This window comes from Pseudomonas fungipugnans, assembly GCF_029955235.1.
GTDB lineage: Bacteria > Pseudomonadota > Gammaproteobacteria > Pseudomonadales > Pseudomonadaceae > Aquipseudomonas > Aquipseudomonas fungipugnans.
This window is the reverse complement of record NZ_JARBWL010000002.1, coordinates 239,156-259,508: the sequence shown is the minus strand read 5'-3', so window position 1 is coordinate 259,508 and position 20,353 is coordinate 239,156. Positions and strand designations below refer to the sequence as shown.

19 protein-coding genes are annotated in these 20,353 nt (G+C 60.0%); 11 read left to right on the top strand and 8 right to left on the bottom strand.

Annotation, left to right across the window (positions count from 1 at the left end):
• Positions 1-97: 97 nt before the first annotated feature.
• The gene (locus tag POF45_RS16160) at positions 98-1,075 is read left to right on the top strand and encodes an NADPH:quinone reductase (RefSeq protein ID WP_282316133.1); all 978 of its coding nucleotides are present in this window, start codon (positions 98-100) and stop codon (positions 1,073-1,075) included.
• 133 nt (positions 1,076-1,208) lie between these two features.
• On the opposite strand, the gene tsaC is transcribed toward POF45_RS16160, so the two are convergent.
• The 3 genes from tsaC to POF45_RS16145 all read right to left on the bottom strand — a co-directional run bounded on the left by tsaC (position 1,209) and on the right by POF45_RS16145 (position 4,033).
• Positions 1,209-1,766: an L-threonylcarbamoyladenylate synthase type 1 TsaC gene (gene tsaC / locus POF45_RS16155; RefSeq protein WP_259497859.1), complete on the bottom strand. Its 558-nt coding sequence runs from the start codon at positions 1,764-1,766 to the stop codon at positions 1,209-1,211.
• Positions 1,767-1,821: 55 nt separating this feature from the next.
• Complete coding sequence (dprA, locus tag POF45_RS16150; RefSeq protein WP_282316132.1) at positions 1,822-2,928, bottom strand: DNA-processing protein DprA; 1,107 nt, start codon at positions 2,926-2,928, stop codon at positions 1,822-1,824.
• Positions 2,929-3,007: 79 nt separating this feature from the next.
• A complete protein-coding gene (locus tag POF45_RS16145) occupies positions 3,008-4,033 on the bottom strand; it encodes a LysM peptidoglycan-binding domain-containing protein (RefSeq protein ID WP_282316131.1) in 1,026 nt (341 codons plus the stop codon).
• A 168-nt stretch (positions 4,034-4,201) separates the two neighbouring features.
• Here POF45_RS16145 and def point away from each other — a divergent pair, with 168 nt between their 5' ends.
• From def to POF45_RS16120, 5 genes are all read left to right on the top strand, one after another.
• Positions 4,202-4,708: a peptide deformylase gene (def, locus tag POF45_RS16140; protein WP_259497853.1), complete on the top strand. Its 507-nt coding sequence runs from the start codon at positions 4,202-4,204 to the stop codon at positions 4,706-4,708.
• Positions 4,709-4,780: 72 nt separating this feature from the next.
• A complete protein-coding gene (gene fmt / locus POF45_RS16135) occupies positions 4,781-5,740 on the top strand; it encodes a methionyl-tRNA formyltransferase (protein WP_259497851.1) in 960 nt (319 codons plus the stop codon).
• The gene (gene rsmB / locus POF45_RS16130) at positions 5,737-7,047 is read left to right on the top strand and encodes a 16S rRNA (cytosine(967)-C(5))-methyltransferase RsmB (protein WP_282316130.1); all 1,311 of its coding nucleotides are present in this window, start codon (positions 5,737-5,739) and stop codon (positions 7,045-7,047) included. The genes fmt and rsmB overlap by 4 nt, the downstream gene beginning before the upstream one ends.
• A 22-nt stretch (positions 7,048-7,069) precedes the next feature.
• Positions 7,070-8,443, top strand: coding sequence for a Trk system potassium transporter TrkA (gene trkA, locus POF45_RS16125; RefSeq protein ID WP_259497848.1), 1,374 nt, complete (start codon positions 7,070-7,072; stop codon positions 8,441-8,443).
• Between the two features lie 178 nt (positions 8,444-8,621).
• The gene (locus tag POF45_RS16120; protein WP_282316129.1) at positions 8,622-8,936 is read left to right on the top strand and encodes a hypothetical protein; all 315 of its coding nucleotides are present in this window, start codon (positions 8,622-8,624) and stop codon (positions 8,934-8,936) included.
• Here the strand turns inward: POF45_RS16120 and POF45_RS16115 are convergent, their stop codons facing one another.
• The 3 genes from POF45_RS16115 to tag all read right to left on the bottom strand — a co-directional run bounded on the left by POF45_RS16115 (position 8,937) and on the right by tag (position 10,733).
• Positions 8,937-9,176 (bottom strand): PilZ domain-containing protein, encoded by a 240-nt coding sequence (locus tag POF45_RS16115; protein WP_259497844.1) that lies wholly within the window; start codon positions 9,174-9,176, stop codon positions 8,937-8,939.
• A 71-nt stretch (positions 9,177-9,247) separates the two neighbouring features.
• Positions 9,248-10,135: a lysophospholipid acyltransferase gene (locus POF45_RS16110; RefSeq protein WP_282316128.1), complete on the bottom strand. Its 888-nt coding sequence runs from the start codon at positions 10,133-10,135 to the stop codon at positions 9,248-9,250.
• A gap of 40 nt (positions 10,136-10,175) precedes the next feature.
• A complete protein-coding gene (gene tag, locus POF45_RS16105; RefSeq protein WP_259497840.1) occupies positions 10,176-10,733 on the bottom strand; it encodes a DNA-3-methyladenine glycosylase I in 558 nt (185 codons plus the stop codon).
• 81 nt (positions 10,734-10,814) lie between these two features.
• On the opposite strand from tag, the gene glyQ reads away from it, so the two are divergent.
• The 4 genes from glyQ to POF45_RS16085 all read left to right on the top strand — a co-directional run bounded on the left by glyQ (position 10,815) and on the right by POF45_RS16085 (position 15,220).
• Positions 10,815-11,768 (top strand): glycine--tRNA ligase subunit alpha, encoded by a 954-nt coding sequence (glyQ, locus tag POF45_RS16100; protein WP_008155694.1) that lies wholly within the window; start codon positions 10,815-10,817, stop codon positions 11,766-11,768.
• The gene (glyS, locus tag POF45_RS16095) at positions 11,765-13,819 is read left to right on the top strand and encodes a glycine--tRNA ligase subunit beta (RefSeq protein ID WP_259497834.1); all 2,055 of its coding nucleotides are present in this window, start codon (positions 11,765-11,767) and stop codon (positions 13,817-13,819) included. The genes glyQ and glyS overlap by 4 nt, the downstream gene beginning before the upstream one ends.
• Positions 13,819-14,358, top strand: a complete 540-nt coding sequence (gene gmhB, locus POF45_RS16090) for a D-glycero-beta-D-manno-heptose 1,7-bisphosphate 7-phosphatase (protein WP_259497832.1) — start codon at positions 13,819-13,821, stop codon at positions 14,356-14,358. Before glyS ends, gmhB begins: the two co-directional genes overlap by 1 nt.
• 82 nt (positions 14,359-14,440) lie before the next feature.
• The gene (locus POF45_RS16085; protein ID WP_282316126.1) at positions 14,441-15,220 is read left to right on the top strand and encodes a lysophospholipid acyltransferase family protein; all 780 of its coding nucleotides are present in this window, start codon (positions 14,441-14,443) and stop codon (positions 15,218-15,220) included.
• 179 nt (positions 15,221-15,399) lie between these two features.
• On the opposite strand, the gene POF45_RS16080 is transcribed toward POF45_RS16085, so the two are convergent.
• Positions 15,400-16,932 carry a sensor histidine kinase gene (locus tag POF45_RS16080; protein WP_282316124.1) on the bottom strand — a complete coding sequence of 511 codons (1,533 nt, stop codon included), beginning with the start codon at positions 16,930-16,932 and terminating at the stop codon, positions 15,400-15,402.
• Positions 16,933-17,120: 188 nt separating this feature from the next.
• Between POF45_RS16080 and POF45_RS16075 the strand changes: the two genes are divergently transcribed.
• Positions 17,121-17,840 (top strand): response regulator transcription factor, encoded by a 720-nt coding sequence (locus POF45_RS16075; RefSeq protein ID WP_259497826.1) that lies wholly within the window; start codon positions 17,121-17,123, stop codon positions 17,838-17,840.
• Between the two features lie 90 nt (positions 17,841-17,930).
• Here the strand turns inward: POF45_RS16075 and gyrB are convergent, their stop codons facing one another.
• Positions 17,931-20,348 carry a DNA topoisomerase (ATP-hydrolyzing) subunit B gene (gene gyrB / locus POF45_RS16070; RefSeq protein ID WP_259497824.1) on the bottom strand — a complete coding sequence of 806 codons (2,418 nt, stop codon included), beginning with the start codon at positions 20,346-20,348 and terminating at the stop codon, positions 17,931-17,933.
• Between the last annotated feature and the right edge of the window lie 5 nt (positions 20,349-20,353).

Genomic DNA, 20,353 nt, shown 5'->3' with positions numbered 1-20,353 from the left:
GCGTAGCATAACATCGCCGGTGCGCGTGCCGCAGTTGACGAAGATCAAGCTTAGGAGTCCGATAGGGAGCTCTGCAAAAGACCTAAGGAGAGTTCTGATGGCAAAGCGTATCCAGTTCCGCGCCCATGGCGGCCCCGAAGTGCTCGAGTATGTGGAGTTCCAGCCCGCCGAACCCGGCCCGCAGCAGGTCCGCGTCACCAACAAGGCCATCGGCCTGAACTTCATCGACACCTATTTCCGCAGCGGCCTGTATGCACCACCGGCCTTGCCGTCGGGCCTGGGGGCCGAGGGTGCCGGTATCGTCGAGGCGGTGGGCAGTGCCGTCACCCGCTTCAAGGTCGGTGATCGCGTGGCCTATGGCAGCGGTCCGTTGGGGGCCTACAGTCAGGTTCACGTGTTGCCGGAAGCCAATCTGGTGCACCTGCCGGACGCCATCAGTTTCGAACAGGCTGCCGGGGTGATGCTCAAGGGCCTCACCGTGCAGTACCTGCTGCGTCAGACCTATGAACTCAAGGGTGGCGAAACCATTCTGTTCCACGCGGCGGCGGGCGGTGTCGGCTCCCTGGCCTGCCAATGGGCCAAGGCGCTGGGCGTGAAGCTGATCGGTACAGTCAGTTCGCCGCAGAAAGCCGCACTGGCCAAGGCCAACGGTGCCTGGGCAACCATCGATTACAGCCATGAGAACGTTGCGCAGCGCGTCCTGGAATTGACCGAAGGCAAGAAAGTCCCGGTGGTGTACGACGGCGTCGGCAAGGACACCTGGCTGACATCGCTCGACAGCACTGCGCCTCGCGGGCTGGTGGTGAGTTTCGGCAATGCGTCCGGGGCAGTGGACGGGGTGAACCTGGGGATCCTGTCGGCAAAGGGCTCGCTGTACGTGACCCGGCCAACGCTGGCGACTTACGCCAACAACGCCGAAAACCTGCAGCGCATGGCCGATGAACTGTTCGAGATGATCATCAGCGGCAAGTTGAAGGTGGATGTCAGTCAGAAATACCCACTGGCCGAAGCGGCGAAGGCGCAGACCGAGTTGTCGGCGCGGCGTACGACCGGTTCGACGGTATTGCTGCCTTAGGATTGTTGCTGTCGAGGCCGGCCCCTTCGCGAGCAGGCTCGCTCCCACACTGGATCGTTGCCGAACACAAAAGCTGTGTTCACTGAAGATCTAATGTGGGAGCGAGCCTGCTCGCGAAGGCCGCGACTCGGTATCAATCCGGACGCACAACCTGCCCGGTCGCCAGATCGCGAATCACACTCGGGTTCTTGCGTCCGCCAAGATTGCCGCCCAGCACCAGATCAAGCTGCCCACGGAAATACTGCTCCACGCGAATCCGCGTGCGCGCTGCCGGCCGGCCCTGGGGGTTGGCCGAAGTCGACACCAGCGGCCCGACCAGCGAACACAAATCCCGCACCTGTGGATGATCGCTGACCCGCAGGGCCACGGTCTCGTGCACGCCGGTAATCCACTCGGGCAGCATGTTCTGATGCGGCACCAGCCAGGTGTTCGGTCCCGGCCAGGTGCTGGCCATGCGGTCCATCCACAGCTCCGGGAAATCCTCGAACAGGAAGTCGAACTGGCGAATGTTGTCGGCCACCAGGATCAGGCCTTTACCCACAGACCGGCCCTTGATCAGCAACAGACGATCCACCGCCTCCTCGTTCCACGGATCACAGCCCAAACCCCAGACAGCTTCGGTTGGGTAGGCAATGACCGCCCCGGCGCGAATTTCTCGTGCGGCTTCTTGCACACGCCAACTCTTGACCATGAAAAAACTCTCCGCAATAAGGCTTCGCGCAGTTTACCGATCTTCCTTATAAAACCTAGCTCACTCGCGCAAACCAGCGCCCGTTTTCGCAGACGGCCCGCCCCTCCATTTCCAGCTCCGTCAGGGCTGCCAGTACTTTGGGCAAGGCCCACCCGCTGGGTTCGCACAGCGCTTCGCTGGTGTGAGGCGCCGCGTGCAGCAATATCAGTAATGGATGAACGACCTTGGCGGCTGCCACGTCGCTGGCCAACGGCAGCCGTTGCCAGCCGCGCAAGGCTTCAAGGATGTGTTCGATGGTTTCCACCAGCATCGCACCATCGCGGATCAACTGGTGGCAGCCCTTGGCACCGGGGTGATGGATCGAGCCCGGAATCGCATACACCTCCCGCCCCTGTTCCGCCGCCAGCCGGGCAGTGATCAACGAACCGCTGGCGACACTGGCCTCGACCACCAGCACGCCCAGAGACAAACCGCTAATGATCCGGTTGCGCCGAGGGAAGTTGCTGGCGGTGGGGCCGGCGTCCAGCGGGAACTCCGAAACCACCGCGCTTCCGAAGCCGATCATGGCATCCGCCAGTCGTCGGTTTCGCTGTGGATAAAACTTTTCCAGCCCCGTGCCGAGCACACCGATCGTTTGTCCGCCAACGTCCAAAGCGGCTTGGTGCGCGGCGGCATCAATACCCAGTGCCAGGCCGCTGGTGATGACAAAACCGGCACCGGCCAGGCTGCGGGCAAACGCGGCCGCTGTGTCCATGCCCGGACGGCTCGCACGCCGACTGCCGACCATCGCCAGCTGTGGTTTTTCCAGAATTGACGGATCGCCGGCGACAAACAATAACGGCGGAGCGTCGCTGATTTCTGCCAGCAGTGCCGGGTAGTCAGGCTGGTCCCACATCAGTAAATGCTGGTCCGGACGCTCTAGCCAGGCCAACGCATGGCTGGCGCCGTCGCGCACTTCACTGCTGCGCCGCGCCTCGGCGCACGCCAGAGGCAGACCCAAGGCGCGCCAGGCACTGGCCGGAGCGCTGATGGCGGCAGATGCGGAACCGAACGCCTCCAGCAACTTCTTGAAGCGCATCGGGCCGAGTTCCGGCAGGCGATGCAGACGTAAACGGGCTTCCAGTTCCGCAGGCGAAACCGGTTTAAAAGCAGGCAGCGACATGGATCATCCTTGATCGTTATGAGCCCCGTTCAAACGGGAATAAGCTGTGGATAACTCTGTTGGTAACTTGTGGAGCTTGCTAAGGGTTTCTCACCTTGTCCATCACCGCCAACGACCGCGTTGCATTGAGGACCAAACCGTAACTGAGTTTGTCGTAGGTCCGGAAAACCATCAGTAAACCGGCCCGTTCATCGGGGATCTTCAGTGGCTGGCCGGTGACCCGGTCACGCACGGTTTCGCCGGTTTTCATCACCTCCAGCACATTGCCTTGAACCAGACCGTCGCGTTGGCCCTTGTTCAACGTCACCACGTCCATGACGCCAATCTGCGTCACGCCCCGAGGCACATCGATGATCACGCCGTTGATCTGATTTTTTGGAGCGCTGGGCATGAAGGTCGAGGTGATTGCCCGTTCTTCGCCGCTGAACAGACGATCGCCAAGGCGCACTTCCTGGGTGGTGCGTTGCAGGGCGACGGTGGCGACATCGCCCTCGGTCGCGACGATCTCGCCACCGCCAACGTCGTCGGCGTTGATCCCCAGGAACTCCTGGGTGTCCGGATCGGTGTAGACCTTGCCCTGGCGGAAGATGCCGTACACCGACTGGTTCGGGTCGAAATGACCACGGGCGTAGATGCGATCACCGGTGCCACTGAGTACCCGTTCGGCATCGCCGGCGACGATGTAGGGCGCCTTGTCGAAATCCTCGACCTTGTCGACGATGCGGTTGCTCAGCAGAAAGCTGTTGATCGATTGCAGCGGAATGCTCGGGATGGCATCGGCCATCGGGCTGCTGCGGATCCGTGGCGAGAGCTTGATGGTGCCCCGGCTCGCGCCACGATTGACGCTCAGGCGTGGCACGCCGTTGACGTAATTGAGCGTCAGGGTATCGCCGGGGTAGATGAGATTGGGGTTTTCGATCTGTGGATTGGCCTGCCATAGCTGCGGCCATAGCCACGGCTCACGCAGGTATTTGCCGGATATGTCCCAAAGTGTGTCCCCCGCTACCACCGTGTATTGCTGTGGAAAACCTTCCCTGAGTTGCACTTGCCCGTGCGCCAGACCGGCCGAGGCCAGAAGGAGCAAGGCGAGTAGTGATTTCCTCATGCGGTGAATCCCTTTATTATGTGCGTTCGCGTAAAACGCCAGAGCCCCCGTGGCTCGCTCCCTGCTTTACTGAAAAACAAGGAGCTACGTTTTACAACGGTAGCCTGCATCCTCGGACCCGCCAGGCCATCGACCCGACTTTACCTCACACGTGCAGCAAATAAGCTTATGGCCATTTTAGACATCCTCGAATTTCCCGACTCGCGCCTGCGCACTCTCGCCAAACCTGTGGCCGTAGTGGACGACGAAGTGCGTCAGTTGGTCGATGACATGTTTGAAACAATGTATGAAGCGCCAGGCATCGGCCTCGCCGCGACCCAGGTCAACGTGCACAAACGTATCGTCGTGATGGACCTCTCCGAAGACCGCAGCGAACCCCGGGTGTTCATCAACCCCGAGTTCGAATCCCTGACCGAGGAGATGGAGCAGTATCAGGAAGGCTGCCTGTCCGTGCCGGGCTTCTACGAAAACGTAGACCGTCCGCAGAAGGTCAAGGTCAAGGCTCTTGACCGTGACGGCCAGCCGTACGAACTGATCGCCGAAGGCCTGCTCGCGGTGTGCATCCAGCACGAATGCGACCACCTCAACGGCAAGTTGTTCGTCGATTACCTGTCCAGTCTCAAACGCGACCGGATCAAGAAGAAACTGGAAAAGCTGCATCGCCAGAACGCTTGATGCCCCTCCTTTCAAAGGCTTGCCGCGGCAAGCCTTTTTCTTTTCAAGATGCTTAGCAATAGAGAGCCTTTCATGACTGAGCCACTGCGCATCGTCTTTGCCGGCACCCCCGAGTTCGCCGCCGAACACCTCAAGGCCCTGCTTGCCAGCCCTTACGAGATCGTTGCGGTCTACACCCAGCCGGACCGTCCGGCGGGTCGTGGGCAGAAGCTGATGCCGAGCCCGGTCAAGCAACTCGCGCTGGAGAACAACATTCCCGTGCTGCAACCACCGACCCTACGTAACGCCGACGCCCAGGCCGAACTGGCCGCGTTGAAGCCCGACTTGCTGGTGGTGGTCGCCTACGGCCTGATCCTGCCGCAAGTGGTGCTGGATATTCCGCGTCTGGGTTGCATCAACAGCCACGCATCGCTGCTGCCACGCTGGCGTGGTGCGGCGCCGATCCAGCGCGCCGTCGAAGCCGGGGACGCGGAAAGCGGCGTGACGGTGATGCGCATGGAACTGGGCCTCGATACCGGGCCGATGCTGTTGAAAGTCACCACGCCGATCACCGGCGAAGACACTGGCGGCAGCCTCCACGACCGTCTGGCCGAGATGGGCCCACCCGCCGTGATCCAGGCAATTGCCGGCCTGGCTGCGGGCACGTTGCAAGGCGAAGTGCAGGACGACAGCCTCGCTACCTACGCGCATAAATTGAACAAGGACGAGGCCCGCATCGACTGGCGTCGTCCGGCGGTTGAGCTGGAACGTCTGGTGCGCGCTTTCAACCCATGGCCAATCACCCACAGCACGCTGAACGGCGAAGCGTTGAAAGTGCTGGCCGCCAGTCTGGCCGAAGGGCAGGGCGCACCAGGAACGATACTCGGCGCCAGCAAGGACGGCTTGATCGTCGCCTGCGGTGAACAGGCGCTGTGCCTGACCCGTCTGCAATTGCCCGGTGGCAAGGCGCTGAACTTCAGCGATTTTTTCAACAGTCGTCGTGAGAAATTCGCCGTCGGCACGGTGCTCGGGCAAACGGCGGACGCGCAATGAACCCGCGTCTGGCCGCCGCCAAGGCACTTGCCGCTGTTCTTAACGGAAAAGCTTCGCTCAACAGTTCTTTGCCGACGCAAATGGACAAGGTTGAAGACCGTGATCGCGGCTTTACCCAAGACCTGGCGTTCGGCACTGCACGCTGGCAGCCGCGTCTGTCGGCGCTGGCAGCCACGTTGTTGCAGAAACCGTTCAAGGCCGCTGATGCCGATGTCGAGGCGTTGCTGCTGGTCGGTCTCTATCAACTGCTCTACACCCGCGTGCCGGCCCACGCCGCCATCGGCGAGACCGTCGGTTGCGCCGACAAGCTGAAAAAGCCCTGGGCCAAGGCCTTGCTCAACGCCGTGCTGCGCCGCGCCCAGCGCGAAAGCGAAGCGCTGCTGGCTGAGCTGGAACACGATCCGGTGGTGCGTACCGCTCACCCACGCTGGTTGCAAAAGTCGCTGAAAGCGTTCTGGCCTGAACAATGGGAAGCGATTTGCGCGGCCAACAACGCGCACCCGCCGATGATTCTGCGGGTCAACCGTCGTCACCACACTCGCGATGCTTATCTCGAGTTGCTGACGGCAGCAGGTATTGCCGCGACGCCATGCGTGTATAGCCGCGACGGCATCGTCCTCGAAGCCGCCGCCGATGTTCGCAGCCTGCCGGGTTTCGCCGAAGGCTGGATCAGCGTGCAGGACGAAGCGGCGCAACTGGCCGCCGACCTGCTCGATCTCGCGCCGGGGCAACGGGTGCTGGACGCCTGCTGCGCACCGGGCGGCAAGACCTGCCATATCCTTGAAGCCGAGCCGTCACTGGCTGGCGTCGTGGCCGTGGACCTGGAAGCCAAGCGCCTGGTGCGAGTGCGGGAAAACCTTGCGCGTCTGGGCCTGAGCGCCGAGCTGATCGCCGCCGATGGCCGCGATACCGCTACCTGGTGGGACGGCAAGCCGTTCCAGCGCATCCTGCTGGACGCGCCATGCTCAGCGACTGGTGTGATTCGCCGCCACCCCGACATCAAGCTGACGCGCCAACCCGACGACATCGCCGCGCTGGCCGTGCTTCAGGGCGAACTGCTCGATGCCCTGTGGATAACCCTGGAAGTGGGCGGGATTCTGCTTTACGCCACCTGCTCCACGCTGCCGACCGAGAACACCGAAGTCATTGAAGCGTTTCTTGCGCGTACGCCGGGCGCCCGCGAGCTGGACCTCGCCACCGCCGCCGGGATCAAGCAGCCCCATGGTCGCCAATTGCTGGCCCAGCAGGGCGGTCATGACGGGTTCTACTACGCCAAGCTGATCAAGATCGCTGCCGTACGCGGCTAAACGGATTCAATGGAGTGACTGGATGAAGATCATCATCCTCGGAGCGGGGCAGGTCGGCGGTTCGCTGGCGGAGCATTTGGCCAGCGAGGCCAACGACATCACCGTGGTCGATACCGATGGCGAGCGCCTGCGCAACCTCGGCGACCGCCTGGACATCCGCACGGTGCAGGGCCATGCGTCGTTTCCGACGGTGCTGCGCCAGGCCGGTGCCGACGACGCCGACATGCTGGTGGCGGTGACCAATAGCGACGAAACCAACATGGTCGCCTGCCAGGTCGCTCACACCCTGTTCCACACCCCGACCAAAATCGCCCGGGTGCGCGAAGCCGCGTACCTGACTCGCGCCGGCCTGTTCGACAACGACGCGATTCCGGTCGATGTGCTGATCAGCCCGGAGCAGGTCGTCACCAACTACATCAAGCGCCTGATCGAACATCCGGGTGCGTTGCAGGTGATCGACTTCGCCGAAGGCAAAGCGCAACTGGTGGCGGTCAAGGCGTATTACGGCGGGCCGTTGGTGGGTCAGCAGTTGCGTCAGTTGCGCGAGCACATGCCAAATGTCGAAACCCGCGTAGCGGCGATTTTCCGTCGTGACCGGCCGATCCTGCCCCAGGGCGATACGGTGATCGAGGCCGACGACGAGGTGTTTTTCATTGCCGCCAAGGCGAACATTCGGGCGGTGATGAGCGAAATGCGTCGCCTCGACGAGAGCTATAAACGCATCGTCATCGCTGGCGGCGGGCAGATCGGCGAGCGTCTGGCCGAGGCCATCGAAAGCCGTTATCAGGTAAAGATCATCGAGATGAACCCGGCGCGCTGCCGTTACTTGTCGGACACCCTCGACAGCACCGTGGTGTTGCAGGGCAGTGCGTCGGACCGCGACCTGCTGCTGGAAGAAAACATTGCCGACGCCGACATCTTCCTGGCCCTGACCAACGATGACGAAGCCAACATCATGTCTTCGCTGCTGGCCAAGCGCCTGGGGGCGAAGAAGGTGATGACCATCATCAACAATCCGGCCTATGTGGATTTGATTCAGGGCGGCGATATCGACATCGCCATCAGCCCGCAACTGGCGACCATCGGCACCCTGCTGGCTCATGTACGGCGCGGCGATATCGTCAGCGTTCACTCGTTACGGCGCGGGGCAGCGGAAGCCATCGAGGCGATTGCCCATGGTGATGCGAAGTCGAGCAAAGTGATTGGCAGGGCGATCGAGAATATCGGTTTGCCGCCGGGGACCACGATTGGCGCGATCATTCGTGATGAAGAAGTGATCATTGCCCATGACGACACGGTGATCAAAACCGGTGACCATGTGATTCTGTTTCTTGTGGATAAAAAGCATATCCGCGATGTGGAGAAGCTGTTTCATGTGGGGTTGAGCTTTTTCTGATCCGGAAATTGTGGCGCCCGGGCCGGCCTCTTCGCGAGCAGGCTCGCTCCCACAGTAGATCTTCAGTGAACATAAATGGAGTGTGCGCAGCAGAACCCCTGTGGGAGCGAGCCTGCTCGCGAAAGCGTTTTCATTGACACATATCGATCCCTGACACACCTCAACAAGGAAGCCACCCATGCTCGAATCCCTGGAAAAAATGCTCGCCAAGGGTGTGGATAACTCATTGCTGCGCTTCGGCCTGGGCAAGGGTTATCTGGACATTGGCGAAAACGCCAAGGCCGCCGAGCATTTCCAGCGTTGCGTCGCGTTCGATCCGAAATACTCGGCAGCCTGGAAGCTGTTGGGCAAGGCCCATCTGGCACTGGCAGAGCATGCGGCTGCACGCCAGGCGTGGGAGCAAGGTCTGGAAGCCGCCCGTGCCCATGGTGACAAGCAGGCCGAGAAGGAGATGACGGTGTTTCTGAAGAAGCTCGATCGTCAGGCGCAATAATCAGAGATATCGCAGCCCAACCCCTTCGGCATCCACCAGCACCACTTCCATGCGCACCCGCGGCGCTCCGGTGGGCAAGCCCTGCACCTGGCCATAGACCACCGCGCCCTTGGGCAACGCCGATAAGCCTGGATGCTGGACGTAGACGCCTGTGGTCGAGAGATTGCGGGTCTGGCCGAGGCATTCGCCGAAGCTTTCGTGGCTGATCTTGATGCGAAATGATTTGCGGTGTTCGGACATCTTCTGCGCCCTTTAATGAACGGTTGTGGATAACCTGAGCCCAGGATTATCCACAGATCATGCCAATCGACTCAATACCAGCGCTCTTCGCCCGGTGGACGCTTCTTGAAGCGCTTCATGCTCCACATGTATTGGCTCGGATACGCACCGACATAGCGCTCGACGACTTTGCTCATGGCCGCGCACGACGTCTCGGTATCGGTGCTGTACATGGCGTCTGGCGCGGCTTCGAGGATCACTTTGTAGCCCGAACCGTCCGGCAGACGCAGGGCGTGCAGGAACACGCCGACCGCTTTACCGCCCGCCAGCATGTTCGGCACGAATTTGCTGGTCAGCGCCTGAGTGGCGAAGAACGGCACGAAGATCCCGGCGGATTCGGCCGGTTCCGGGTCAGCGGGAATGCCCACTGCACCACCTTTGCGCACTTCCTTGATGACACTGAGGATGCCTTCCTTGGTGGAAGCCGCCACGCGGTTGCCCAATTGCACGCGTTGTTTGCGCAGCAAATCGTCGACGGCCTTCAACTTCGGCGGACGATAGAAAATGATCGGCTTGCACTGGCTGCAATAGAAGTGGTTCAGCACTTCCCAGTTGCCCAGGTGACTGGTGATACCGACCACGCCTTTGCCGGACGCCAACGCATCCTTCAACACGTCGAGGCCTTCGACTTCGCGCACCAGGTCGATGGAGCGCTGAGCCGGCCAGATCCACGCGCAGGCGCTTTCGGTCAGGGACTTGCCGATGTCTTTCAGGCTCTGGCCTGCAAGCCGCTCGCGCTCGGCCGGGTCCATGTCCGGGAAGCACTTGGCGAGGTTGATCCGCACCACGTCGCGGGAACGGTTGGGGGTTTTCCACATGATCCAGCCAATCGCCGAACCGACGGCCTGCACTGCCCGCCATGGCAGCAGGGCAAACAGCCGCAGAGCGCCTACCAGCAAGGCGCCTTTAAACTTATCCACAGGTCACTCCTGATCTTGTGCTGTGCGCGAGGCGGCCATTCTAACCGCCGTTTGCCAGGGCCGCGTAGCGATCGCAATCGCGGGTGTGATCCATGACCATGCCCGAGGCCTGCATCAGCGCGTAGCAAATGGTCGGGCCGACGAACGTGAAACCGGCTTTTTTCAGGCCTTTGCTCATCTCCACGGCGGTCGGCGTGATGGCCGGTACCTGGCTGCGATCCTTGAAGTGATTGATCACCGGCTGGCCGCCAACGAAGGACCAGAGGAACGCCACCGGATCCTCCAGCGCCAGCCAGGCCTGGGCATTGCGGCGGGCGGCCTTGAGTTTGAGGCGGTTGCGGATGATGCCCGGATCGAGCATCAATTCATCGATTTCCGCGTCGCTCATCTGCGCCACGCGTTGCACGTCGAAGCCGAACAGCACCTCGCGATAATGCTCGCGTTTGCGCAATACGGTGATCCAGGACAGACCGGCCTGGAACCCTTCGAGCAAAAGCAACTCGAACAAACCCTGCGCATCGCGTAGCGGCGTGCCCCACTCCTGATCGTGATAAGCCATGTACAGCGGATCTTCGGAACACCAAAAGCAGCGTGGCATAAGGCTCCAGGGGGCGTGCGCAGCAACGAATCGGGTATACTCCCGCTCTTTAAATCGCAGCCCAAGAAACAGGTGAATTTCGTGAGCCAGCCTACGCCAGCCGTGCGTACCTTCCAAGACTTGATCCTCGCACTCCAGCAATACTGGGCCGAGCAAGGTTGCGTGGTACTTCAGCCCTACGATATGGAAGTAGGCGCCGGCACTTTCCACACAGCCACGTTTCTGCGCGCCATCGGCCCGGAAACCTGGAACGCCGCTTATGTGCAGCCCAGTCGTCGCCCGACTGACGGCCGCTACGGCGAAAACCCGAACCGTCTGCAGCATTACTACCAGTTCCAGGTTGTCCTGAAGCCGAACCCGGACAACTTCCAGGAACTGTACCTGGGCTCGCTGAAGCACGTCGGCCTGGACCCGCTGGTCCACGACATCCGCTTCGTCGAAGACAACTGGGAATCGCCAACGCTCGGCGCCTGGGGCCTGGGCTGGGAAGTCTGGCTCAACGGCATGGAAGTGACGCAGTTCACCTACTTCCAGCAAGCGGGCGGCATCGAGTGCTACCCGGTGACCGGCGAGATCACTTACGGTCTTGAGCGTCTGGCCATGTACCTGCAAGGCGTGGACTCGGTCTACGACCTGGTCTGGGCTGACGGTCCGATGGGCAAAGTCACCTACGGCGACGTGTTCCACCAGAACGAAGTGGAGCAATCCACTTACAACTTCGAGCACGCCAACGTCGAGAAGCTGTTCGAGCTGTTCGATTTCTATGAAAGCGAAGCCAAGCGCCTGATCGAACTCGACCAGCCGCTGCCGTTGCCGAGCTACGAAATGGTGTTGAAGGCGTCCCACACGTTCAACTTGCTGGATGCGCGCCGGGCGATCTCCGTGACTGCGCGTCAGCAATACATCCTGCGCGTACGCACCCTGGCGCGTTCCGTTGCGCAAGCCTATCTGCTGGCGCGCGCCAAGCTGGGCTTCCCGATGGCGACCCCGGATCTGCGTGATGAAGTACTGGCCAAACTGGAGGCTGCACAATGAGTGCGCAAGATTTTCTGGTTGAACTGGGCACCGAAGAACTGCCACCCAAAGCACTGAACACCCTGGCCGACGCGTTCCTGGCCGGTATCGAAAAAGGCCTGCTGGCCGCTGGCCTCAGCTTCGAAGCCAAAACTGTCTACGCCGCGCCACGTCGCCTGGCGGTGCTGATCACCGCGCTGGCTACCCAGCAGCCGGATCGCAGCATCAACCTCGACGGCCCACCACGTCAGGCCGCGTTCGATGCCGAAGGCAACCCGACTCAAGCCGCCCTGGGCTTCGCCAAGAAGTGCGGCGTCGAGCTGAGCGAAATCGATCAAAGCGGTCCGAAGCTGCGTTACAGCCAGAGCATCGCCGGCAAGCCGACCGCCAGCTTGCTGCCGACCATCGTCGAAGACTCGCTGAACGACCTGCCGATCCCCAAGCGCATGCGCTGGGGTGCTCGCAAGGAAGAGTTCGTTCGTCCGACCCAGTGGCTGGTGATGCTGCTCGGTGACCAGGTCATCGATTGCACCATCCTCGCCCAGAAGGCCGGTCGCGACTCCCGTGGTCACCGTTTCCATCATCCGGAAAACGTGCGTATCACCTCGCCAGCCAACTACCTGACTGACCTGCGTGCCGCTTACGTCTTGGCCGACGCCAACGAGCGTCGCGCAATCATCAGCAAGCGCACCGAAGAACTGGCGACCCTGCAGGAAGGCACTGCAATCGTTCCGCCAGCCTTGCTCGATGAAGTGACCGCGCTGGTTGAATGGCCGGTGCCGCTGGTGTGTTCGTTCGAGGAACGTTTCCTCGACGTGCCGCAAGAAGCCCTGATTACCACCATGCAGGACAACCAGAAGTACTTCTGCCTGCTGGATGCCGACGGCAAGTTGCTGCCACGTTTCATCACTGTGGCCAACATCGAAAGCAAAGACCCGCAGCAGATCATTGCCGGTAACGAGAAAGTGGTTCGCCCACGCCTGACCGACGCCGAGTTCTTCTTCAAGCAAGACAAGAAGCAGAAACTCGAAGACTTCAACCTGCGCCTGCAGAACGTGGTGTTCCAGGAAAAGCTCGGCAGTGTCTACGACAAGGCCGAACGTGTTTCCAAACTGGCCGCGTTCATCGCGCAGCGCATTGGTGGCAACGCCGCATGGGCATCCCGTGCCGGCCTGCTGTCCAAGTGCGACCTGGCGACCGAGATGGTTGGTGAGTTCCCGGAGATGCAAGGTGTCGCCGGTTACTACTACGCCCTCAACGACGGCGAGCCGGAAGAAGTTGCCCTGGCCCTGAACGAGCAATACATGCCTCGCGGTGCCGGCGCTGAACTGCCGACCACCCTGACCGGTGCGGCCGTGGCCATTGCTGACAAGCTCGACACGCTGGTGGGCATCTTCGGTATCGGCATGCTGCCAACCGGTAGCAAAGACCCGTATGCCCTGCGCCGTGCTGCGCTGGGTGTGTTGCGGATCCTGATCGACAAGAAGCTCGACCTCGACCTGAACGACGCCGTGGCATTCGCCGTGAATGCGTTCGGTGCCAAGGTCAAGACTGCCGGCCTGAACGAATCGGTGCTGGAATTCATCTTCGACCGTCTGCGTGCCCGTTACGAAGACGAAGGCGTCGATGTGGCCACTTACCTGTCGGTTCGTGCTCTGAAGCCGGGTTCGGCGCTGGACTTCGATCAGCGTGTACAAGCGGTGCAAGCGTTCCGCAAGTTGCCGGAAGCGGCTGCCTTGGCGGCGGTGAACAAGCGCGTGTCGAACCTGATCAGCAAAGCCGAACCCACCATTTTCACTGATGTTGACCCGGGGCTTTTTGCCGATGCCAAAGAGTTTTCGCTGAACTCTGCAATCATGAAGGCCGAAAACGCCGTCAAACCCTTGATGGTACAGCGTGAATACGCCGAAGCACTGGCCCGCCTTGCCAGCTTGCGCGAGCCTGTTGATGCCTTCTTCGAGGCGGTCATGATCAACGCAGAAGACCTCAACGTGCGCAAGAACCGCTATGCCATGTTGGCGCGTCTGCGTGGTCTGTTCCTCAACATCGCTGACATTTCTGTGCTGAGCTAATGACGTTGAAACTGCTGATTCTCGATCGGGACGGGGTGATCAATTACGACTCCGACGCTTACATCAAGTCGGTGGAGGAGTGGGTTCCGCTGCCCGGTTCGATCGAGGCGATTGCGCAGTTGAGCAAGGCCGGCTGGACGGTGGCGGTGGCCACCAACCAGTCGGGCATCGCTCGTGGCTATTACGACATCGCCACCCTGGATGCCATGCACGCGCGCTTGCGCGAGTTGGTGGCGGAGCAGGGCGGTGAGGTCGGGCTGATCGTCTACTGCCCGCATGGGCCGGACGACGGTTGCGAGTGCCGCAAGCCAAAACCCGGGATGTTGAAAAACATCGCCGCGCATTACAACGTTTCACTGACTAATCTATGGTTCGTCGGTGACAGTCTTGGTGACCTGGAAGCCGCCAAAGCCGTCGATTCTCAACCAGTTTTGGTAAAGACCGGTAAAGGCGAAAAAACCCAGGGCAAGACCTTGCCGGTGGGCACCTTGATTTTTGACGATCTGGCGGCGATTGCCGCAGAACTTATCCACAATTAGAGCGTTTTCGAGATTCCTGACCAAGGATTGATCGGGAGTGCGCTTTATATAGACGGGCAGAGCCCGCACGGTAAACGTCACCATGTCGATACTGCAGGCCATCAGAACTTTCCTCTTTTACCTGCTGCTGGGCACCAGCTCCTTGCTGTGGTGCAGCCTGAGTTTTTTCATCGCGCCTTTTCTGCCGTTCAAGGCGCGCTATCGCTTTATCAACGTGTACTGGTGCCGTTGCGCCTTGTGGCTGAGTAAAGTCTTTCTGGGCATCAGCTACGAAATCAAGGGCGCCGAGAACGTGCCTGACCAGCCCTGCGTGATTCAGTCCAATCACCAGAGCACCTGGGAGACATTCTTTCTTTCGGCTTATTTCCAGCCGTTGAGCCAAGTGCTCAAACGCGAACTGCTGTTCGTGCCGTTCTTCGGCTGGGCCATGGCGATGCTGCGACCGATCGCCATCGACCGTGACAACCCGAAAGCCGCGCTCAAACACGTAGCGAAAAAGGGCGATGAGTTGCTGAAGGACGGCGTCTGGGTGCTGATCTTCCCGGAGGGGACTCGTGTTCCATACGGCACCGTCGGCAAATTCTCACGCGGTGGCAGCGCCTTGGCCGTCAACGCCGAACTTCCGGTACTGCCGATTGCACACAATGCCGGCAAGTTCTGGCCGAAAACCGGCTGGGCGAAGAAGCAGGGCGTCATCACGCTGATCATCGGCGAACCGATGTATGCCGAGGGCAGCGGGCCGCGGGCCATTGCCGCGCTCAATGATCGGGTACAAGCCTGGAATGAACAGATGCAGAGGGAAATGGGTTCCTTGCCGCCCACCTCGCAGGCGTCGGCTTCGACTGATCAGGTGGCTGTCTGATTTCTGTGGATAACCTGTGTACCGTTTTGTCGAAAAATGGCGATTTTCAATTGTAGGCTTATGATTTATATACATATTTCTGAAGCTAATAAAACGCCGTAAAAGGTGCATAAGTTTTTCGGGACGCAAAAAAACCGGCTGATATAGCCGGTTTTTTTATGCCTTTTTACAAAGGCTGATTATTCATCCAGCAACGGGAAGTGCAGGGAGAACGTCGTGCCTTTGCCGACCTCGCTCTGACACTCGATGCGTCCCTCATGATGGTCAACAACGGCCTTCACCATCGACAAACCCAAGCCCACGCCATCGATGCCTTGAGCTGATTTGAATCGCCGGTACTGGCTGAACAGCTCCGGCAGTTCATCGGCGGCGATGCCTTTACCCTGATCGATCAAATCGCACTGCAACCAATTGTCCCGGCAGCGGACAACCAGACTGATCCGCGTTCCGGCGCCGCTGTACTTGATGGCATTTTCCAGCAGATTGAACAGCGCCCGGGTCAACAACGCCTGATCCGCCATGATCAAGCGTTCCTGAGCCTCATCGTCCACATCGTGAATCAGTTCGATTTGCTTCATCTGAGCGATGCTCAGGGCCTGGTCGACAACATCCAGCACCAGCATCGCAAACAGACTCGGTTCAAACTGATACGCCTCGGACTCGGCCTTGGCCAATTGTACAAAACCATCGGTGAGATCCAGTGCCCGTCGCACCTGTAACTCGATCTGATCAAACAGCACCGGGTCACCGCCCACTTGCTGGCGGTGCACATCGAGAAGGGCGAGAATCGCCGAATGAGGCGCGCGCAAGTCGTGGGACAGGAAACGCAGGAGCACCCCACGCTGTTCTTCGGCATCACGCTCGACACTCAAGTCAGTCAGGCTCCATAGCCAGCCAATCGGCGTTTCCCCATCTACGGGTAGCAACGCCGCTCGTTCGAGTCGCAGGCTGCGGGCCTTGATGTCTCTGAATTCCAATAACGGCAGAGTCGATAACAACGGGCGGTCGCCATTGGCCAGTTCGGGATATCCCAGCCGAGCCAGTTGGTCGAGTACTTCGTCTTCAACCAGAGCAGCACCAAACATTTCACGAGCATTGCGGTTGGCGAGCAAAATCCGGCCTTTCGGATCGCTGATCAGGGTGGCCACTGGCAGGTATTCCAGACCGTCCGCGATGAAACGGCGGGTGTCGCGGGTGCGGCTCATGGCTTGTTCGAGAGCCATGATTTGCCCCTGTAAAGGATCGCTGGTGGGCATCTGCGCGCGACGGCGCTCGGGGAATACTTTCGGCTCGTTATCCAGGCGTGCCAGTTCCCAACCGAAGTAGGTCAGCACTACACTCAGGCGCCTCCAGTTCCAGATCAGGTAGGCGAACAGCATGCCCAGCAGGCTGGCTGCGGGCGACCACCACCAATGGACCTCCGCCAGGCAAGCGCTGATAAGCAGCGCACTGCTCATCCCACCCAGCGTCAGCCAGAGTGCCAGACGGGGGCGTAATAACATCAGGCCTAGCACACTCGCCACCAGACTGACTGACAGCAAGGCGCCCAAAATGCCGGTGCCTTCGAGTTCGCCGGACTGGGCGTCGAACGAAAGCAGGGCGGTCAACGGCAATAGCAGCAGACTTATCCACAACCATTCGCGCACCAGTTGCCTGAATAAACGCTGGACCTGGGTCGGCTCGCGACTTTCTCGGCGGCGCTGAGTTTTCATGGGTATGTCAGGCAGGGCAGGGGGCAGGGAATTTCGTTCATGGCTCACGGGTCTGAGTAGGAGATTCAACCTGAAGAATCATAGCGGACGTCGACCAATGGCTGGCGGCTTACTTTCACTCCCGCGACCGAGCCGGTATTGTCTGCTGCCGCGCTGACCGCCAACCAGCCTTCAAGGAATCATCGTACATGCGTGTCGCCATACTGGACGACGAACCCGCCGAACTGCGCCGGGTGGAACAGACCCTGCAGCAGATGCCCGAACCGGGTGAACCGGCCTGGTCACTGCACAGCTTCGAACGAGGCGAAGACCTGTTGCGCCAACTGCGCCGGGAAACTTATGACCTGCTGATCCTGGACTGGCAATTGCCTGATATCAGCGGGCTCGCGTTGCTGCGCTGGACCCGAGAACACATGGAATCGCCACCGGCGACCATCATGCTCACCAGCCGCGATGGCGAAGCCGATATCGTCCAGGCCTTGAATGCCGGCGCCGATGACTATGTCAGCAAACCGTTTCGTCCCAATGAGCTGAAAGCCAGGGTTGCAGCCGTATTACGCCGGCACAGCCAGCAACGCTCAGCGGCAACCGAAGTACTGAACTTCAATGACCTTGTGTTCGACGACGCCGAACTCACCGTGACCCGCGACGGCGTGCCCATCGGCATGACCGAGCGGGAATATCGCCTGGCACGCTGCCTGTTCACCAATCTCGGTCGGCCACTGTCCCGGGAGTATCTCTATTCGCGGTTCTGGAGCCATGAAGAGATGGTGTCTTCACGGCCACTGGATACACACATCTATCGTTTGCGTAACAAGCTTGGGCTGACGGTCGAGCGTGGGTGGCAGTTGCTGACGATTTATGGGTATGGGTATCGGTTGGAGAGTGTGGCGTCGGCGACTGAGTAAGAATCAAAAGATCGCTGCCTGCACTTTTTTGACACCCAATAAAAAAGGCCAACGCAAATGCGTTGGCCTTTTTGTTTGGCAGATGCTGGATCAGAAATCCAGGTTAGACACCGCCAAGGCATTGCTCTCGATGAAGTCACGACGAGGTTCGACCGCATCACCCATCAGGGTGTTGAAGATCTGGTCTGCGCCAATGGCGTCTTCGATGGTCACTTTGAGCATCCGGCGCTGGCTTGGGTCCATGGTGGTTTCCCACAGCTGATCCGGGTTCATTTCGCCCAGACCTTTGTATCGCTGGATGGTGTGACGCTTGGTGCTTTCAGCCATCAGCCATTCAAGGGCTTCCTTGAACTCGGTGACCGGCTTCTTGCGTTCGCCACGCTGGATGTACGCGCCGTCGTCGAGCAAGGTGCTCAGTTGAGCGCCCAGCGATACAACGGTTTTGTAATCGTTGCTGCCGAAGAAGTCGCGGTTAAACGTGATGTAGTTCGACAGGCCGTGGGAGATCAGTTCGACCTCCGGCAGCCAGACGTTACGTTCACGGTCTTCACGCAGGCTGGCTTTGTAGACCAGGCCGGATTTCTCGACGGTGCGCAGGCGAACTTCGTACTTGGCCATCCAGTCCTGCATCGCTGCGTGATCGGACAGTTGCTCCAGGCTCACCGCTGGCAAGTAGATGAAGTGCTCGGTCAGCTCCTGCGGGTACAGGCGCGACAGACGCTTGAGGGTCTTCATCACCAGGCGGAAGTCATTCACCAGGCGCTCAAGGGCTTCGCCGGAGATACCGGGGGCATCTTCGTTCAGGTGCAGGCTCGCGTCTTCCAGGGCCGACTGCGTCATGTATTCTTCCATGGCGTCGTCGTCTTTGATGTACTGCTCTTGCTTGCCTTTCTTGACCTTGTACAGCGGCGGCTGGGCGATGTAGATGTAGCCACGCTCGATCAGCTCCGGCAACTGACGGAAGAAGAAGGTCAGCAGCAGGGTACGGATGTGCGAACCGTCGACGTCAGCATCGGTCATGATGATGATGTTGTGGTAGCGCAGCTTCTCGATGTTGTACTCATCGCGGCCGATGCCGCAACCGAGTGCGGTGATCAAGGTGCCCACTTCTTGCGAAGAGATCATCTTGTCGAAGCGCGCTTTCTCGACGTTGAGGATCTTGCCCTTCAACGGCAGGATCGCTTGGGTACGGCGGTTGCGTCCCTGCTTGGCGGAGCCGCCAGCAGAGTCACCTTCCACGAGGTACAGTTCGGACAGGGCAGGGTCTTTTTCCTGGCAGTCAGCCAGTTTGCCCGGCAGGCCGGCGATATCCAGCGCGCCTTTACGACGGGTCATCTCACGAGCTTTACGAGCCGCCTCACGAGCACGGGCCGCGTCGATCATCTTGCCGACAACCAGCTTGGCTTCGTTCGGGTTTTCCAGCAGGAAGTCGGAGAAGTACTTGCCCATTTCCTGTTCGACCGCGGTCTTCACTTCGGAAGAAACCAGCTTGTCTTTGGTCTGGGAGCTGAACTTCGGATCCGGCACCTTCACCGAAATGATGGCGGTCAGGCCTTCACGGGCATCGTCACCGGTGGTGGCGACTTTGTGCTTCTTCGCCAGGCCTTCCGCTTCGATGTAGGTGTTCAGGTTACGCGTCAGTGCGGAACGGAAGCCCACCAGGTGAGTACCGCCATCGCGCTGTGGAATGTTGTTGGTGAAGCACAACAGGTTCTCGTTGAAGCTGTCGTTCCACTGCAGGGCGATTTCCACGCCGATGCCGTCTTCACGCTGGATGTTGAAGTGGAACACCTGGTTGACCGGCGTCTTGTTGGTGTTCAGGTATTCAACGAATGCCCGCAGACCGCCTTCGTACTTGAACAGCTCTTCCTTGCCGCTGCGTTCGTCCTTGAGGACGATGCCGACACCGGAGTTGAGGAAGGACAGCTCACGAATCCGCTTGGCCAGGATGTCCCAGCTGAAGTGGATGTTCTTGAAGGTGTCTGCCGATGGCTTGAAGTGAATCTGGGTGCCGGTGGTTTCGCTCTCGCCAACGATCCTCATCGGCTCTTGCGGAACACCGTGGACGTAGGTCTGCTCCCAGATCTTGCCGCTGCGGCGAACGGTCAGGATCAGTTCCTTGGACAGTGCGTTCACTACCGAAACACCTACACCGTGCAGACCGCCGGATACTTTGTAGGAGTTGTCGTCGAACTTACCGCCGGCGTGCAGCACGGTCATGATGACCTCGGCTGCGGAAACGCCTTCTTCTTTGTGCACGTCTACCGGGATGCCACGGCCGTTGTCGCGAACGGTGATGGACTCATCCGGGTGGATGATGATGCTGATGTCGTCGCAGTGGCCGGCGAGAGCTTCGTCGATCGAGTTATCGACCACCTCGAACACCATGTGGTGGAGACCGCTGCCATCGTCGGTGTCACCAATGTACATACCGGGACGTTTGCGTACGGCATCCAGGCCTTTCAGCACTTTAATGCTCGTTGAGTCGTACGTATTTTCTTCGCTCAATGCCT

Excerpts from the sequence above, each read along its gene's own strand:
- POF45_RS16160 (WP_282316133.1), top strand. The coding sequence starts at position 98 with ATGGCAAAGCGTATCCAGTTCCGCGCCCATGGCGGCCCCGAAGTGCTC.
- tsaC (WP_259497859.1), bottom strand. The coding sequence starts at position 1,766 with ATGGTCAAGAGTTGGCGTGTGCAAGAAGCCGCACGAGAAATTCGCGCC.
- dprA (WP_282316132.1), bottom strand. The coding sequence starts at position 2,928 with ATGTCGCTGCCTGCTTTTAAACCGGTTTCGCCTGCGGAACTGGAAGCC.
- POF45_RS16145 (WP_282316131.1), bottom strand. The coding sequence starts at position 4,033 with ATGAGGAAATCACTACTCGCCTTGCTCCTTCTGGCCTCGGCCGGTCTG.
- def (WP_259497853.1), top strand. The coding sequence starts at position 4,202 with ATGGCCATTTTAGACATCCTCGAATTTCCCGACTCGCGCCTGCGCACT.
- fmt (WP_259497851.1), top strand. The coding sequence starts at position 4,781 with ATGACTGAGCCACTGCGCATCGTCTTTGCCGGCACCCCCGAGTTCGCC.
- rsmB (WP_282316130.1), top strand. The coding sequence starts at position 5,737 with ATGAACCCGCGTCTGGCCGCCGCCAAGGCACTTGCCGCTGTTCTTAAC.
- trkA (WP_259497848.1), top strand. The coding sequence starts at position 7,070 with ATGAAGATCATCATCCTCGGAGCGGGGCAGGTCGGCGGTTCGCTGGCG.
- POF45_RS16120 (WP_282316129.1), top strand. The coding sequence starts at position 8,622 with ATGCTCGAATCCCTGGAAAAAATGCTCGCCAAGGGTGTGGATAACTCA.
- POF45_RS16115 (WP_259497844.1), bottom strand. The coding sequence starts at position 9,176 with ATGTCCGAACACCGCAAATCATTTCGCATCAAGATCAGCCACGAAAGC.
- tag (WP_259497840.1), bottom strand. The coding sequence starts at position 10,733 with ATGCCACGCTGCTTTTGGTGTTCCGAAGATCCGCTGTACATGGCTTAT.
- glyS (WP_259497834.1), top strand. The coding sequence starts at position 11,765 with ATGAGTGCGCAAGATTTTCTGGTTGAACTGGGCACCGAAGAACTGCCA.
- gmhB (WP_259497832.1), top strand. The coding sequence starts at position 13,819 with ATGACGTTGAAACTGCTGATTCTCGATCGGGACGGGGTGATCAATTAC.
- POF45_RS16085 (WP_282316126.1), top strand. The coding sequence starts at position 14,441 with ATGTCGATACTGCAGGCCATCAGAACTTTCCTCTTTTACCTGCTGCTG.
- POF45_RS16080 (WP_282316124.1), bottom strand. The coding sequence starts at position 16,932 with ATGAAAACTCAGCGCCGCCGAGAAAGTCGCGAGCCGACCCAGGTCCAG.
- POF45_RS16075 (WP_259497826.1), top strand. The coding sequence starts at position 17,121 with ATGCGTGTCGCCATACTGGACGACGAACCCGCCGAACTGCGCCGGGTG.